This window comes from Calothrix sp. NIES-2100 (assembly GCF_963875285.1).
Classification (GTDB): Bacteria; Cyanobacteriota; Cyanobacteriia; order Cyanobacteriales; family Nostocaceae; genus Aulosira.
The window spans coordinates 3,722,403-3,736,619 of record NZ_CAWNLA010000001.1; the positions used below are offsets into that span (position 1 = coordinate 3,722,403).

13 protein-coding genes are annotated in these 14,217 nt (G+C 45.7%); 4 read left to right on the top strand and 9 right to left on the bottom strand.

The window, feature by feature from the left end:
* Positions 1-289: 289 nt before the first annotated feature.
* The 7 genes from AACU32_RS15290 to AACU32_RS15320 form a co-directional block, all read right to left on the bottom strand.
* Entirely contained in the window at positions 290-601 is a 312-nt protein-coding gene (locus AACU32_RS15290; protein WP_339377928.1) for a DUF5615 family PIN-like protein, read from the bottom strand.
* Positions 598-822, bottom strand: a complete 225-nt coding sequence (locus tag AACU32_RS15295; protein ID WP_096600828.1) for a DUF433 domain-containing protein — start codon at positions 820-822, stop codon at positions 598-600. Before AACU32_RS15295 ends, AACU32_RS15290 begins: the two co-directional genes overlap by 4 nt.
* 140 nt (positions 823-962) lie before the next feature.
* Positions 963-2,366 (bottom strand): amidohydrolase, encoded by a 1,404-nt coding sequence (locus AACU32_RS15300; protein WP_096600830.1) that lies wholly within the window; start codon positions 2,364-2,366, stop codon positions 963-965.
* A gap of 296 nt (positions 2,367-2,662) precedes the next feature.
* Complete coding sequence (locus AACU32_RS15305; RefSeq protein ID WP_096600832.1) at positions 2,663-2,914, bottom strand: hypothetical protein; 252 nt, start codon at positions 2,912-2,914, stop codon at positions 2,663-2,665.
* Entirely contained in the window at positions 2,899-3,771 is an 873-nt protein-coding gene (locus AACU32_RS15310; protein WP_096600834.1) for a hypothetical protein, read from the bottom strand. The genes AACU32_RS15305 and AACU32_RS15310 overlap by 16 nt, the downstream gene beginning before the upstream one ends.
* Positions 3,772-3,786: 15 nt before the next feature.
* Entirely contained in the window at positions 3,787-4,170 is a 384-nt protein-coding gene (locus AACU32_RS15315; RefSeq protein ID WP_096600836.1) for a hypothetical protein, read from the bottom strand.
* Positions 4,171-4,204: 34 nt separating this feature from the next.
* On the bottom strand, positions 4,205-7,522 hold the full coding sequence (locus tag AACU32_RS15320) for a CHAT domain-containing tetratricopeptide repeat protein (RefSeq protein ID WP_096600838.1): 3,318 nt from the start codon (positions 7,520-7,522) through the stop codon (positions 4,205-4,207).
* A gap of 543 nt (positions 7,523-8,065) precedes the next feature.
* On the opposite strand from AACU32_RS15320, the gene AACU32_RS15325 reads away from it, so the two are divergent.
* On the top strand, positions 8,066-8,845 hold the full coding sequence (locus AACU32_RS15325; protein WP_096600840.1) for a cysteine hydrolase family protein: 780 nt from the start codon (positions 8,066-8,068) through the stop codon (positions 8,843-8,845).
* Between the two features lie 39 nt (positions 8,846-8,884).
* Positions 8,885-9,340 carry a cupin domain-containing protein gene (locus AACU32_RS15330; protein WP_096600842.1) on the top strand — a complete coding sequence of 152 codons (456 nt, stop codon included), beginning with the start codon at positions 8,885-8,887 and terminating at the stop codon, positions 9,338-9,340.
* A 437-nt stretch (positions 9,341-9,777) separates the two neighbouring features.
* Here the strand turns inward: AACU32_RS15330 and AACU32_RS15335 are convergent, their stop codons facing one another.
* Together AACU32_RS15335 and AACU32_RS15340 are read right to left on the bottom strand one after the other, a co-directional pair.
* On the bottom strand, positions 9,778-11,622 hold the full coding sequence (locus tag AACU32_RS15335) for a peptidoglycan D,D-transpeptidase FtsI family protein (protein ID WP_096600844.1): 1,845 nt from the start codon (positions 11,620-11,622) through the stop codon (positions 9,778-9,780).
* Positions 11,623-11,724: 102 nt separating this feature from the next.
* Positions 11,725-12,420: a hypothetical protein gene (locus tag AACU32_RS15340; protein ID WP_096600846.1), complete on the bottom strand. Its 696-nt coding sequence runs from the start codon at positions 12,418-12,420 to the stop codon at positions 11,725-11,727.
* 776 nt (positions 12,421-13,196) lie between these two features.
* Here AACU32_RS15340 and AACU32_RS15345 point away from each other — a divergent pair.
* Positions 13,197-13,463, top strand: coding sequence for a hypothetical protein (locus AACU32_RS15345; protein ID WP_096600848.1), 267 nt, complete (start codon positions 13,197-13,199; stop codon positions 13,461-13,463).
* Between the two features lie 401 nt (positions 13,464-13,864).
* Positions 13,865-14,143: a hypothetical protein gene (locus AACU32_RS15350; protein ID WP_445223226.1), complete on the top strand. Its 279-nt coding sequence runs from the start codon at positions 13,865-13,867 to the stop codon at positions 14,141-14,143.
* Positions 14,144-14,217: the final 74 nt, after the last annotated feature.

A 14,217-nucleotide genomic window follows, 5' to 3' on the forward strand; every position in this document is an offset into this window, starting at 1 on the left:
ATTTGTACCCATACGTGTCAACTTAACGCGAAACCCTTGCCAAGACTTGATGAGCGAATTCTCTCACTTAAAATCAAGATCCGCGTTACCCCACCCCGGCTTTGCTGACGCAAAACCTCCCCTCCCCGTTTACGGGGAGGGGATTGAGGGGTGGGGTAAAACGCTTGTGGGATAAGCCTTTTAACTTAAGTTGACACCAATGATTTGTACCGCGCTCCTATTGTCGTAAATTGGTGTCAAAAGTCGGTTTTTATGGTGCGGCTAATTCCCGCTAATCTCCACCAATGTCTCACCTGCACTCAAAAGTTGCAGCGCGTCTAGTAAGGTTGCACTCAGAATCTCTTGCAATCGAGCATTTGATGTAATTACCACATGTCAACCAAATAATTTGTGGTGGTGAACCAAGACGAGTTACCAAATCAACAAAGTCGCTATCCTTAGTCATCAAAATCACTCCCTGTGATTTGGCTGTCTCGAAAATCTCAAGATCTTCAGCATCTCTGAGTCCAATGTCACGTAAAGCTACTGCTGTTACCCCAAGTGTATTTGTTATCCAGGTGGCGATCGCAGGTGACAGGTGTGCATCTACCCAAATAGTCATGCAACTAGCACTGGATGATTAACTTTACGTGAAGCGTAGATCAGGGATGCTTTGAGGTCATCCATTTCCAGATCGGGCATTTCTTCTAAGATTTGTTCAGCAGTCAGACCAGCCGCAAATAAGTCTAGTACATCTGATACCCGAATTCTCATGCCACGGATACAGGGGCGACCGCCACACTGTTTAGGATTAATTGTGATTCTTGCAAGTAGCTCCAACATTTAAGTTAGCTCAGTGAAGTCTTATCTCCAGTGTGGATCGCGTTGGTCAAAGTTGCCAATGGTGAAGGCGGGCAATAATAACCAAAAAACATGGGGAAACAGGGAAATTTTTTGATTGTATTCCCAATCCCCAATAATTTTCACTCAGGTAAACCCATCACTGCACGATAATGGGCTGCAAGTTGGGCTACAGTCCGAGACTGGCGTTGACTATGCCATTGGCTGTGGTTAAATATTTCTTTTCGCAAGTCGTCAACGTTGATTGTGGTAACTTTGCCATTAGCGACTATTTGCTTACCATTTACCCAAACACTATTGACAACATTGCTAGGTCTTCCTAACACTAATAACCCGATGGGATCTGTACGAGGTAATAAGGATAAATTAGTCAGATCGTAAAGTACTAAATCGGCTTGTTTACCTATTGATAAAGTACCGAGTTGATCTGCGAGATTTAATCCCTTAGCACCTCCTAAGGAGGCCATTGTGACTGCTTGCCTGGGTGTAATCCAGTGCTGATAATCTAAGTCTGTGATGTTGTGTAAAATAGAACCAATTTTAATAGCTTCTAGCAAATCTTGTGAGTCATTACTAGAAGCGCCATCACAACCAAAGGTGACATTTACTCCAGCTTGACGATATTTTAAAATTGGGGCAATACCGCTACCTAAACGCAAATTACTCAAGGGATTGTGAACAACTGTAGATTTAGTTTCTGCGAGAATAGCAATATCAGCATCACTCAACCAGACACAATGGGCAAGAGTTGTGCGATCGCTTAAATAGCCAATCCGTTTGAGATGTTCCACAGCAGAACAACCGTATTTCTCTTGGGCGAGTTTTTCCTGTGCTTTGGTTTCCAGTAAGTGAGAGTGACGACAAAGATTATAGCGATCGCTTAATTCAATACACCCAGTAAATAAAGCATCACTACACAGTTGAATTCCCGTAGGCGCAACTAAAATACTCACACCCTCATCCGGGCGATGAAACTGCTTTACCACCTCTTCGATGATGTCGAGGGTGGCTTGAGTTGAGCGAAAATAAGGCTCATGACTTTGTTGCGATTCTCCGGATGGTATGCCGGCTGCTAAGGATTCATCTTGAATTAATGGGGCGATAAAGGCGCGAATTCCGACTTCCCTGTAGGCGCGCGTCGCAGTAGCAATAGTTTCAAACTCCAGTCCCGGAATTAACACCAAATGATCTACTACACTCGTACCCCCAGAAAGTAGAGTTTCCACCGCTGTTCCCAAAGCACTGAGGTAAATTTTTTCTAAATCGAGGTTGGCAAAATCGTAGAGTTCCGCCAGCCATAATTCTAAAGGTAAAGGTGGAATCGCGCCGCGTTGCCACATTTCCGAAGAATGGGTATGGGCGTTGATGAAACCTGGAAGTAATAGCTGATCTGTGCCATCAATTGCTGTGCCAATCACATTCAGACTTGGGGCGATTGCCGCAATTTTACCGTCCACAATCTGGACATCAACAAATGCATAAGCACTATCAGTAGGAATTAAAGCATTCTGGATAGTAAACTTCATGAGGGCTTACAATAGCTTGTTTTTACTTCTTAATGAGTAGCATTTGAGTAGCAAAATTTCAAAGTCAGATAATCTGCCATTACTGCCGTTGCTGTCAAAGATATTCCCAGATGCGCTCAACTGAAGACTGTGAAGTATGAAGTATGAAATTATTCCACCTACACTTCGACAAGCTCAGTGACCAGAAAGGGATGGCGCATGAATTAAGGAAAAATTTATTTTAGGACTAAAGCTGCGTGTCATATTTTTTCAGCCAAAACCGTCCAGAGCGGAGCCGCTCCGCCTCCGGTCAAGAGTCAAATTTCCAAAAAACCTTGACCATTGAACGCCAGTCGCACGCCACTTGCTTCAACCGGGGGAACCCCGGCAACGCAGTGGCTCCTCAAGTCGGGGAACCCGCCCACGGCGCTGGCTCCTCTTGACCAGAATATATGTGCCAGTTGCGTAAGTCCTGAAATATTATAAGTGTTTAACCGAACATGATATAACTCGGCGTTTAGTACTACTTGGAGGCGATCGCTTCTCCCTAGAATCAAAAACCCCGCCATAAGTATTCTGTCAGCTGCCGTCCCACAATACGCTCTTCCTTGGGATCGGGGGGCAAATTCCAACGTAGAGATTGATAGAGTAGATGGCGATTCAGGTCAAAGGTGGCTTCAATTAGTTCACCATAGTTTGTGGCGGCATCAATTGCCCAGTAATAGTAAGCAAAGATGGCAGAAATAATGCCCACAGGAGCCGCCCACCAAGCCCAAAATGTCCAGAGGATAAATAACAGACTCCACAGCAAGAAGCGGACGGCGGTGTTGAGGTCGGCGCGGGCTTCTTGCAGGTCTTTTTTGACTGCATCGGGGAGGAGAAGCCACAGGCGTGACCAGCAGATGATCGCATCTAATCCATATTTTTCTAAGGGGCGTTGTTCGGCAGCACGGAGGATGTTACCCAGGCGAGTGGGCATGAGTTGGTTAGGCAGGGGGAGGTGGAGTTGCTGCCAGTCGAGTTGGATCAGTTCATCGCGCTGTTCGGCAGTGAGGGAATTGAGACGTTGAAGTGTTTGCCAGCGATCGCTAATCCGTTGACTGCGTTTCGCTTCTCTGGCGATCAACCAACGACGCAAAGGACGCAGCCACGGATGCCAATAGCCTTCCAGAAAACGCAGCACAGGCAAATCGAAGCGTTGCACCACGAAGCCAGAGGCGACAATCAGGCAGAAAACGCCGACAAGGATAGCGATTTGTAGGGGTTCGCTTTGTTGACTGAACCACGTGCTAGCACGTTTCCAGCCGAAGCGCTGTAGTCCGGCTGCGGTTCCCCCTGCCCAAAAGACAAAGGCGGGGGTGAGCAGGGTGGCAACCCATTGCTCGGCGAGTTTGCTGCCAAAGCTTTCCAGGAATTTTGCGGACATGATGCACCTTGGCAGTTATGCCTGATCTAAGGGCAGATTGTGGGTAGGGCAACGGGGTGGCTCAATGCCAACTCTGGGACGATACCATGTGTAGTCGCCTTGGGGACAAACAAATTTGGCAGCATTCACAATTGAACCCTGACCAGGTAAGGGAGAGAAGCTTCTCAAATGCTCTGGTTGTTGTTTATCTTGGAGAAATCTGGACAACCATTCACGGGTGGCATCTTGGGCGGCTAGAAGTTCCAGGATGAGGTTATCGATGGGTTGCCTAGTGTTGGCTTGTGCCAGCAGATCAGCAAGTTGTTGGTCAATCTCTTCTGCTTGTGCGGTTGAGAGCAATTCACTGAGGTATGGACGGATGGAACGGGCGGCTTCTAGGATATCAGCGGATTCGTACATGATGGGTTATCTCCTGGTGATGAATAATAAACATTTACACACCCACATAATGAAAGGCTGCCCAGTGGAAGGGATGGGCGAAATCCCTAGCTTTGGGGTTTGAAAGGAGAACAGACTTATACAGGAAGCTAGCAGTTTCGGCGGGCATTTTTACCTGAGCGACGAATTCAGGTAGTGAAGCTTTGAAGTAGGCGACTTTTTCACTGTTAGTAGAATCCCGTACCCACCGTTGGGCTTGACGAAGAGCTTGGTCGATTTCCAGATTATCGCTCCGCCAGAAGTCATAGAAGCGGGTGAGGAGCATCATAGTACTGAGGTCGGAAACTGACCACAGGGAAGCTGCAACGCCGGCGACACCTGCCTGGAGTAAACCTGTAGGTAGACTGATGGCTTCGTCAGCCAGTTCAATTCCTGCTAGTCCAGTTTCGCAAGCGGAGAGGATGGCCAAGCGAATGCCGTCGAGTTTGAGGTCAAGGAGATCGCGCAGGGTGAGCAGTCCATCGCTCATGGCAAGTCCACTGGTGAGGGGTTCTCGGAGGTTGGCTGTGCCGTGGCAGGAGAGGTGCAGAACGTTGTAGTGAGGCAGAGCAGCAAGAACATCTGAGAGTGCAGCTTGTTCGTGTTGTAGAACTTTGTGCTGGGGGAAGGTGGCAACAGCAGCAGTAACTTCACGAGTAGAATTGGGCAAATCTTTACAGGGATTATCAATTGCTAGTATGGAATTTGCCACAGTCCGTTGAGCAATTTCCTGAGCCGTTGAGAGCGATCGCGCATTGGGAACATAGGTAAACTGGATGGCATCCAGGGCGTAGTACTTTCCAGTGGGAGCGGTAGAATCTTCGACCCAGGCAGCGTGCAGGGGGAGAAAGCTGAGTAAACCTGTTGGAATGAGAGTGGCTTGCTGGAAATTGTTCTGCTGGAGGTGCTTGATTAGGGGTAACATCAGGGGTTGCCAGAGTTGGCGAGTGCCTTGTTCAATCGCGGCTAGCCAAGCTGGGCGGTTGGTTTGTGATTGGTCATAATAAGCCCTGAACCAGGCTAGGAAGATTTCTCCTAGGCTGTTTTCGGTGAGGTCATCCAACCAAAGATCATCAATGCCCTTTTGGGTGACGATCAGGGCGAGGCTACCAGCAGGACTGGTTACGAGATAGACGAGCGGGATACCAGGGCGGAGAGCTTGGCGGATGTCATCGAAGCTGGGTTGAGCCAACAAGTCTTCATAGCCCGGAACTTGGCGAATTTGATCAATGATTTTTGTCAAGGTTTCGCGTAGTTGCAGGGCTTGGGAGCGGAGAGCCTCGGGGGTAAGGCTATGGCGATCATCTGAGGTGATCCGCAGGCGTTGTTGCGTTTCGAGGTTACGGAGTTGGTTGGTGGTATCTGTGTATTGAGTATAAAGGCTGGGGGCGAGTTGCTGAAGTTGAGTGAGGTTGGCTCTGTCTCTGTCTAGGGTTTCACTGAATCCACGGGCGCGACCTTGCTCTAGGGTAAGAACAGCCGCTTGCAGGTCGCCACTGCGGGCGAGAGCATAGGCAGCAAGACGCGGCAAAGCGTTGGTTTCGGCAAGTTCGACGGCTTTGCCATCAAGCAGGATGGCAGATTGGTAGAGGTTCTCGCCAGCTTGGAGGGCTTTGGTGTAGGCACTAGCGGCTTCTGCCCAAGCTTGTTGCTCAAAATGGAGTTTACCGAGGTTGCGGGCTGTTGTGCGGCAATTATCTGGAAACGTATCCGCAGCGTAAACATCCAAAGCTTGCTTGTAATAAGCGATCGCTTGCCGCAAATTCATCTCTGGTGAACCAGTGAGCCGTAACTTGTAAGCTTCTCCCAGGTTATTATTTGTTTCTGCCCATTGTTCAGGAAAATCACTTTTTCTACGTACTGCTAACGCCTGCTGCCCATGCTCGATTGCTTGCTCAACATTATTAGCTTTAAGGTAAGCGATCGCCAGGTTGTTTTGAACCGATGCCCACTCTTGTGGAAAGGCGGAGCGCTTGTAAATCTTTAATGCTTGTTCACAATGGGTAATAGCTTGTTGTAAATTCTTTGAACGTTCTCCTTGCAAGCGGGAAATATAGGCAAGCCCTAAATTGAGATGAGTCATTGCCCAGAATTCTGGAAATGATTCCTCGGTGCGAACTTGTAGCGCTTGTTCATAGTGAAAAATAGCTTTTTCCAAATTATCAGATAGCTCACCGCGCAACCTTTGAGCATAGGCGGTTGCTAAGTTATGCTGCGTCATTGCCCACTTTTCTGGGAAAACATCACGGGTACGAACTTCTAGTGCTTGATTACAGTACTCAATAGCACGATCCAAGTTATCAGCTCGTTCTCCATGAATGCGGTGAATATAAGCATTTGCTAGGTTATTCTGGACACGCGCCCATTCTGTAGGATAAGTGTCACGAGTGTAAACCTCTAACGCTTGTTCATAATGTCTGATGGACTGTTCCAAACTATTAGCACGATTTTCTCGAATCCGATTTTTGTATGCAATACCAATGTCAAGATGTGTCGCAGCCCATTCATTAGGAAATTCCGAACTCGAAAAAACCTGTAATGCCTGAAGATAATGATAAATTGCACGTTCTAGGTTTTCAGCGCGATCTTCAACACGGCGTTCTGCATAAGCGGATGCAAGTGTGTGCTGAATTTTCGCCCAATCATAAGTCGGAGGCTCCTGTGGAGGTAGGATTGTTAGCGCCTGGTGACAATGCCAAATAGCTCGTTCAATGCTTTGAGTTATTTCAGTTTCGTTGCGCTCAAGGTAGCTTATGGCTGAAGCATGATGGCGCATTGCTTCCATTTGCCTGAGAGCAGGAGGTTGTTCTGAGGGAGTGGGTAAACATGAAAGTTCAGCAAACGCAACTTCAATGCCTACATCACGACATCGGCGAAGCAAATCATGCAGACCCATTAACCAAGAGACTCTGGAGAAATCTTCTGCATACTTCACTAATAAATCAGTCAAAACGCGATCAGCTTCATCTGTTAACAACAATTCCTGATATTGCTCTACAACACGCTTTCCTTCTTCTGGTGTTCGGGTATTGCCAAAGATCAGAACGGCTTTGGTTACTTGTTTAATCTGTTGTGAATCAGCTTGCTCGCTAAATGCCTGCTCTATTCCCACTTCACGACAGCGACGCAAAAGAGTACGGTCTTCAGTTAAAAGGTATGTGGCCGTAGAATTACCTTCATTATATTCCAATAACTCTACAAATATCTGATCCGCAGTATCTGTCAACAATAGGTCTTGATATTCTGTCAAAATACGCTTACTTTCCTCTATATCAAAGGAAGTGATGAATGCCTGAACAGCCTCAAAAAAACTTTCACGATTCGGTAGCGTCATTTTCTCTCTTCCTTAACCAAAGGTTTCTTAAAGGTCAAAGATTGGGAATTAACTGCGATTCTTACCCTAATATTTAGATTTAGTGAGACCAATTCTATTTGCAGTTGCGCTATATTCGCCCGCAGGCTGGAAGCTAGTGGCTTACAAACAGAGCTTACCTCCGTGGGCTAATTAGGCGCATCTTCATCCAGAAACGGTATGACTGCGATCGCTCTGTGCCGATGCAAAAAAAACTACAAAACGATAATTACCTTTTCCGGAAATTTTTGCTACACACTTAGATAGTTTTAGCGAGATGATGAACAGTGTTGCTCTTTGGGAGAACTTCAAGGAGAGCTTATGTTATCTAGTGAGTTACTGGGATGGTGTAATTTATACTGAGTAGCGATATGCGGCGAGTAAACATCTAACTAAATGCATACAGTCTCAGATTTGGGGAACACTGAATAATAAACTTCACGATTTTAACCTTAGTTAAGTAATCGAGCGTCTAAGGGAATTTCAGGTTACAAATTAGAACATGGTCTTGGGTGTTGCTATTTTATGAATCAGCCTTTTCGGTCATTGGGAGTTGCACCAAATGCTTGGACAGTGAATCAGGCGATCGCAGACATTACTCGTCCGCCAAAGACCCCACAACCCGCTATTTTATCAACAGAAACTAAAACCCTGCGACTGGACTTGGCAAAAGCTGCCATTATCGTCATTGATATGCAAAACGACTTTTGCCACCCCGATGGCTGGTTAGCCCATATCGGTGTAGATGTTTCCCCAGCCCGCAAGCCAATTGCACCTTTACAAAACTTACTACCACAGCTGCGTGGGGCTGGTGTGCCGGTAATTTGGTTAAATTGGGGAAATCGTCCTGATTTACTGAATATTAGTGCTGGTTTGCATCACGTTTACAACCCCACAGGCGACGGCGTGGGATTAGGCCATCCCTTACCTACCAATGGTGCTAAAGTACTCATGGCGGGTAGTTGGGCAGCAGCAGTAGTAGACGAACTCCAACAGTTACCGTCAGATATTCTGATTGATAAATATCGCATGAGCGGCTTTTGGGATACTCCCTTAGATAGTATCTTGCGTAACTTGGGAACAACGACAATCTTTTTTGCTGGTGTCAATGCCGATCAATGTGTGATGGCTACCCTATGTGATGCCAACTTTTTAGGATATGACTGCATTTTAGTCAAAGATTGCACTGCTACAACCTCCCCCGACTATTGTTGGCTGGCGACGTTGTACAACGTCAAACAATGCTTCGGTTTTGTGACTGACTCCCAAGAGATTTTAACAGCATTGCAAAATGCTAATTCTTGAGTTTTGCTGGACATCAACAACTTCAGAGGAGATAAATTAATGCACGCTACTCGTTGCGTAATTCCTGTGATTAAATCTCCCAAAGATTATCAAGTTTACCGCATTAGCCCTCACGATTCTAATCGGTTAGCAATTATTTTTGATACAGCAAATGCTAATACTTCCTTAACTTGCTGTGTAGAAATTTTTGATGTGGGTGGGCAAACTCCACCTAATCGTCATCAATGGGCAGTAGAAATGTTTTTTGTCTTAAAAGGGGAAGGTATAGCTCTTTGTGATGGTAAGCAAGTTGCTATTAAAGCCGGAGATAGTTTATTAGTACCGCCTACAGGCACTCATTTGATTAAAAATACAGGTTCAACTCGCTTGTATACATTAACAGTTATGGTGCCTAATGAAGATTTTTCCGAATTAATTCGGAGTGGTACACCAATGGAGTTAGATGCAGAAGATATGGCGGTACTAGGGAGATCAGATGCTTTGATGCCCTGTTAAAATAATTCGTAATTGATAATTCGTAATTCGTAATTAAAGACGGTTGGAGATGGGGATGTAGACCCCGACTTAAACAAATCCACTTATAGACGAAGGGGAATTAAACCCAAAAATTACGTTCGCGATCTTCAAAGCGGTAGCGACTGTGCGTAGCGTCAGCGTCTCCCCCAGTGAGAAGGAGCGTCACTTGTACTCTTGCAAGTCGAATGATTACGAATTATGAATTAGTAATTAGTTAAATCAAGTGTTTTTCCGCAAATGGGTAATAGAATGAACCAGGTTGGCTGGATCGACTGGCGGAGGAATATGCTGGGGAAAACCTGCTAGGATTGCCTGTTTTTCGTCAATTTCTCCTGCATAGGCAGAGTCAGAGCGATCGCGGGAATCTGTCCGCCCTGCTCTAGTGGTAAGTCCCTGAGTTTCCTAGCCCCTAGCCCTCAATTTTGAGGATTTACTAGGCTGGGATCGCTTGCTTGACTGGGCGGAATTTGCTCAATTGGAATCAATGCTTCCATCACAGCTTTGACAATCGGTGCAGCGACGGTAGAACCATAGGCATTTTCTCCTTTTGGCTCATCTACTAATGCCAAAACAACATAGCGGGGAGATTCTACAGGTAAAATCCCGACGAAGCTGGTGATTCTAGCGCCAGCGATATAACCACCAGAGGCACTAGCTTTTTGTGCTGTACCTGTTTTACCACCGATCCGGTATCGTGGTATTTGTGCCACCTTGCCAGTGCCTTCAGAAACTACAGATTCCATCATCTCCACTACTCGTTGGGTTGTCGCTCTGGAGAAAATTTGACGTGGTGTAGGGAGAGTGGGTACATAATGCATCTGCCCTTTGCTATCAACTAGCCCACGGACAACATGAGGTGTTACCAATTTACCCCCATTAGCTAAAGCGCCGTGCATTTGTACTAGCTGCAAGGGTGTTAAAGAAAAGCCTTGGCCAAAAGAGGTAGTTGCAGGTTCAATTGGTGAGGAAATAAACTCTTCTTGACTTTTGAGCCGACTGCCGACTTCAAAAGGCAAATCTGTATCAACGGTTTGCCCTAATCCTAAACGTTCCAGCCAATTGTAGTAGATATTGGGCTGCAATCGTTGGATCATTTGTACCATGCCAATATTGCTGGAATGTTGGAGAATTTGCGCAATGTTGATTTGCCCGTAACGTTTGTTTTCCGCATTTTTAATGATGCGATCGGCTACTGCTATTGAACCAGGGTCATTAAATACATCGTCTGGTTTAATTACACCATTTTCGAGAGCGATCGCTACATTTAATGGCTTGAATGTCGATCCTGGTTCGTAAAGATCTGCTACTGTCCAGTTTTTAAACAGTTCGATTTTAGCTTTGGAGTACTGATTGGGATCGTAAGTAGGTTGGGAAACTAAAGCCAGTATCGAACCATCCGATGCATCCATGACAATTACTCCGCCTCGTTTTGCACCAAACTTTTCCATCTGTTGTTTGAGCGCAGAACGAGCTGCCCGTTGCAGGCGACTATCGAGAGTTAATTGTAATTGCAAATCATCAAAATGCAAAAATCCTTCCGGTGCATGATCTGGCATCAATGCGCCATTACCAGCCCGACTTAAGCGCACCGTTTGCACAGAACGTTCTAATAACTTCTCTTGACTATATTCCACACCTGCCTGACCGCGACGGTCAAGATTCACGTAACCCACCACATCAGCGGCTAAATCTTCTTGTGGGTAAAAACGCGAGTATTTTTGTGTAAATTCAAACCCATTTAAATGTAATGCGATAAAGCGATCGGCAATTTCTTCCGGCAATGCTGGGGCCAGTGTAATCCCACTTTTTTTACTTTCAAAGATTTTTACTAAATCAGCAGCATCTTTGTTGATTATTGGAGCCAGAATTTTGGCTATTTCTTCATTAGACTTATCAAACAGCTTGGGATGGGCAAAAACAGTATATACCGGACGGTCGATCGCCAACAAATTATTGCTGCGATCGATTACCGGGCGACGCGGCATAAAAGGTCTTAAATTTACCATTTGCTGGTTTCTGGCCCTTTCTGTGAGCTTTGCTCCCCGGACAATTTGTAATTGATACAAATTAATCGCCAGCCCCAACCCGGCGGCAATTAGTAAACCCCATGTGATGAACAGTCGAGTTCTGCTATTAGCTAGTTTGTCTTCAGTATTCGAGGTCGATTCCTCTAGTAAACCTTGTTGAGAAAACTTCTTCCGCCTTGTAAAATCTGAATGGCGAAAATTTTTGAATTTGCTTCTACTTGGTGACTTACGCATTGGGTTTGTCCATTGTCAATAGTCCAGAGTCAATAGTCCAGAGTCAATAGTCTCAAGTCCAAAGTCAATTGACCAATGACTATTGACCATTGACTCTTAACTTTAATATCCCAGCGGCGAGGAAATTGGCGCTTGCGTCTCTTGATTGGGCGTTGTCTGAGTGGGTGTGGAATTAGGACTATGAGCTGCTGGTGGCAAAAAAATCGTGCGAGATGGAGTTGGTAGTGCCAATCCTGCTGCCGGTTGTTCTGCTTCTTGGGCCATTTTGTTGGTTAGTGCGGCATTAGTTGTCGTCAATTGCCGCTCCTGACGTTGTAAAGTTTGCAATCTGCGGTATCCCTGGCTCCACAGTTCCTGAGAATATACTGTCCAACCATAGACTACCAAGGTTGTTGCTACTAACAAAAATGCGACACATGAGGAATAACGATGACAGGCATAAAAACGCAGCAACCACACAGGTAAAGTTCCCCCACTATTCATCACAGGAAGGCTGAGAAAACCCAATTTCGGACTTTTATTTACAGTACTTGACTGCGCTTTGAAATTGGTAGCTTGTTGTTTACCTGATTGCACTACTGGGGGCATAACTGAGCCATTAGTGCCAGAAACAGATAACTTTTTCGATGAACGCCGTTGTCTTTTCGCGGGTACTGGTGAAGGTTCAACAGCAGGTGTAGAGCCTCTTGGGGCAGTTGAGAGTCGATGTGCCGAGCGCCTCTTCCCCAAAGATGGGGTAGAATCTCGGCGAAACCAATTACTTGTTGCAGAAACAGCTGATTTGCGAGCAGCAGCCATAATTTTTTCTTCAGGTTGGAAAAACTGGATTTGAGATTGCTTGTCTGTTTTTGCTAAGGTTCAAATCGCCTTTGATGCAATCAGCACAAATGATACCCTAAAATTTTTTCAGTGTTCTGGTAGGTAGCTGCCCCAATGTTGGCATTACTTGCGTATTGCAATGCTCGCGCTAGCAGCGAACTCCACTTGGACAACTTGACCCTTTGGGCATTGTCTATAAAGTATGGCAATGCTAGAGCGTAAGCGACAAGTGTCTGCGAAAACATGACAATTTTTGGTATGATAGCTCGCTTTGCTGCTAAATTTACAGGTGTTGACTAGGAACTAGGGAATAGGGGCTAGGGATGAGAGGGAGTTAATTTACATACCTTCGTTGTCAGCTAAAGCCTGTGGTAATCTAGCGCCAAAATCGTGATTAGGGACTAGAAAGCAAGGAGAATAATTACTTTTGCCCAATCCCTAATGTCCAATGCCCGCTTTTGTCCGCTACTCAGACACTTGAGTCGGTCATGGATCTTATCCTTCAATTATCGAAATATATCCTCAGAAGTAGTGAGATGAGTTTAATGAATATTACGTTTAGTGATTAGGCTAGATTCTTAGTATGTCAAGATCAACTAAATTATCTGAGACGCTTTACCATGCTACTTGGGAAAAAATCGTTCACATTCCGTTGAATATATATTCCTCAAAGTATTTTAAAAAAAAGCAACAAATAAGGTATCTTAGTCATCAGGCGAAAATTTGTTCTTGCCACAATTGGTGAAAGAGGAGTTATGAAAACAAAAATCTTTGGTTTGGCTCTCGTTTTAAGTCTGGCTACATTTCTCGGAGCTTGCGAAGGTGGTGGTGGTGACGCTGGTGGCGGTGCTGGTGGTGGTGCAAGCAGCAGCCCAGCATCTACAGGCGAACCCACTGATTCTGGAACATCTGGTGGTACTAAAACTAGCCCTGCCCCTGGTGCTGCCTCTCCTAAGTCTGGTGCTGCCTCTCCTAAAGCTGGTGCTGCTAGCCCTAGCCCTAGCGCCAGCCCCAAGCCTTAGTTATCGCTAGGTCACTAACAGCAGTCCTCACCATATCTTTTGAGTAGATTTGGTGAGCCGCTCAGGTATTAAGAGTCTGTTGTTACTTGATGCAAAGTAGAGGTTGCTTAAGTAGCTGTTTAATTCAGTCAGCAAGATAGAGGACACTGGTGAACAAAGTAAGTACTGCTACCAAGTGTCCTTTTGCTGCGATCGCATAAACATAGAACTGACGTAACTGGCTCAATCAATCAAGGTTAGGGTTGTCAAGAATCCGGTGTCAATAGTCAAGAGTCAATAGTCCAGAGTCAATAGGAACAGAGAATTAACCTTGACAAGTGACCAATGACCAATGACCAATGACAAATGACCAATCAAGGATACCGATGAAGCGGACAAGATTTTTGGTTTTGAGCATCAGCATGAGCATTTTGGTGTGGTTGAGCAGCCATATAGGCACAGTAGGTATGGCATTACCACCACCAGATGATATTCCCGAAGAAATTTTACGGACACAGATAATTATCGCAGCGCGATCGCCTATTGATGGTAAGCCACTAACTGCCGCCGAATATGCACAATTGCAAGAGCAGTTGCAAGTTAGCCCGCCACGAAAACTCGATCCGAAAATTCGGGATCAGATTTTTTTATTGCGGATACGTAAGGGTTTGCTGCAAATTTTCCCATTTTTAGGAATTTGAGAAATTTGTCAATAGTCAATAGTCAATAGTCAGTTGTCAGTTGTCCCCCTCATCCCCCTTCCCTCATCCCCGAA

Coding starts and splice junctions, on each gene's coding strand:
- AACU32_RS15290 (WP_339377928.1), bottom strand. CDS start 601: ATGACTATTTGGGTAGATGCACACCTGTCACCTGCGATCGCCACCTGG.
- AACU32_RS15295 (WP_096600828.1), bottom strand. CDS start 822: ATGTTGGAGCTACTTGCAAGAATCACAATTAATCCTAAACAGTGTGGC.
- AACU32_RS15300 (WP_096600830.1), bottom strand. CDS start 2,366: ATGAAGTTTACTATCCAGAATGCTTTAATTCCTACTGATAGTGCTTAT.
- AACU32_RS15305 (WP_096600832.1), bottom strand. CDS start 2,914: ATGGCGGGGTTTTTGATTCTAGGGAGAAGCGATCGCCTCCAAGTAGTA.
- AACU32_RS15310 (WP_096600834.1), bottom strand. CDS start 3,771: ATGTCCGCAAAATTCCTGGAAAGCTTTGGCAGCAAACTCGCCGAGCAA.
- AACU32_RS15315 (WP_096600836.1), bottom strand. CDS start 4,170: ATGTACGAATCCGCTGATATCCTAGAAGCCGCCCGTTCCATCCGTCCA.
- AACU32_RS15320 (WP_096600838.1), bottom strand. CDS start 7,522: ATGACGCTACCGAATCGTGAAAGTTTTTTTGAGGCTGTTCAGGCATTC.
- AACU32_RS15325 (WP_096600840.1), top strand. CDS start 8,066: ATGAATCAGCCTTTTCGGTCATTGGGAGTTGCACCAAATGCTTGGACA.
- AACU32_RS15330 (WP_096600842.1), top strand. CDS start 8,885: ATGCACGCTACTCGTTGCGTAATTCCTGTGATTAAATCTCCCAAAGAT.
- AACU32_RS15335 (WP_096600844.1), bottom strand. CDS start 11,622: ATGCGTAAGTCACCAAGTAGAAGCAAATTCAAAAATTTTCGCCATTCA.
- AACU32_RS15340 (WP_096600846.1), bottom strand. CDS start 12,420: ATGGCTGCTGCTCGCAAATCAGCTGTTTCTGCAACAAGTAATTGGTTT.
- AACU32_RS15345 (WP_096600848.1), top strand. CDS start 13,197: ATGAAAACAAAAATCTTTGGTTTGGCTCTCGTTTTAAGTCTGGCTACA.
- AACU32_RS15350 (WP_445223226.1), top strand. CDS start 13,865: ATGAGCATTTTGGTGTGGTTGAGCAGCCATATAGGCACAGTAGGTATG.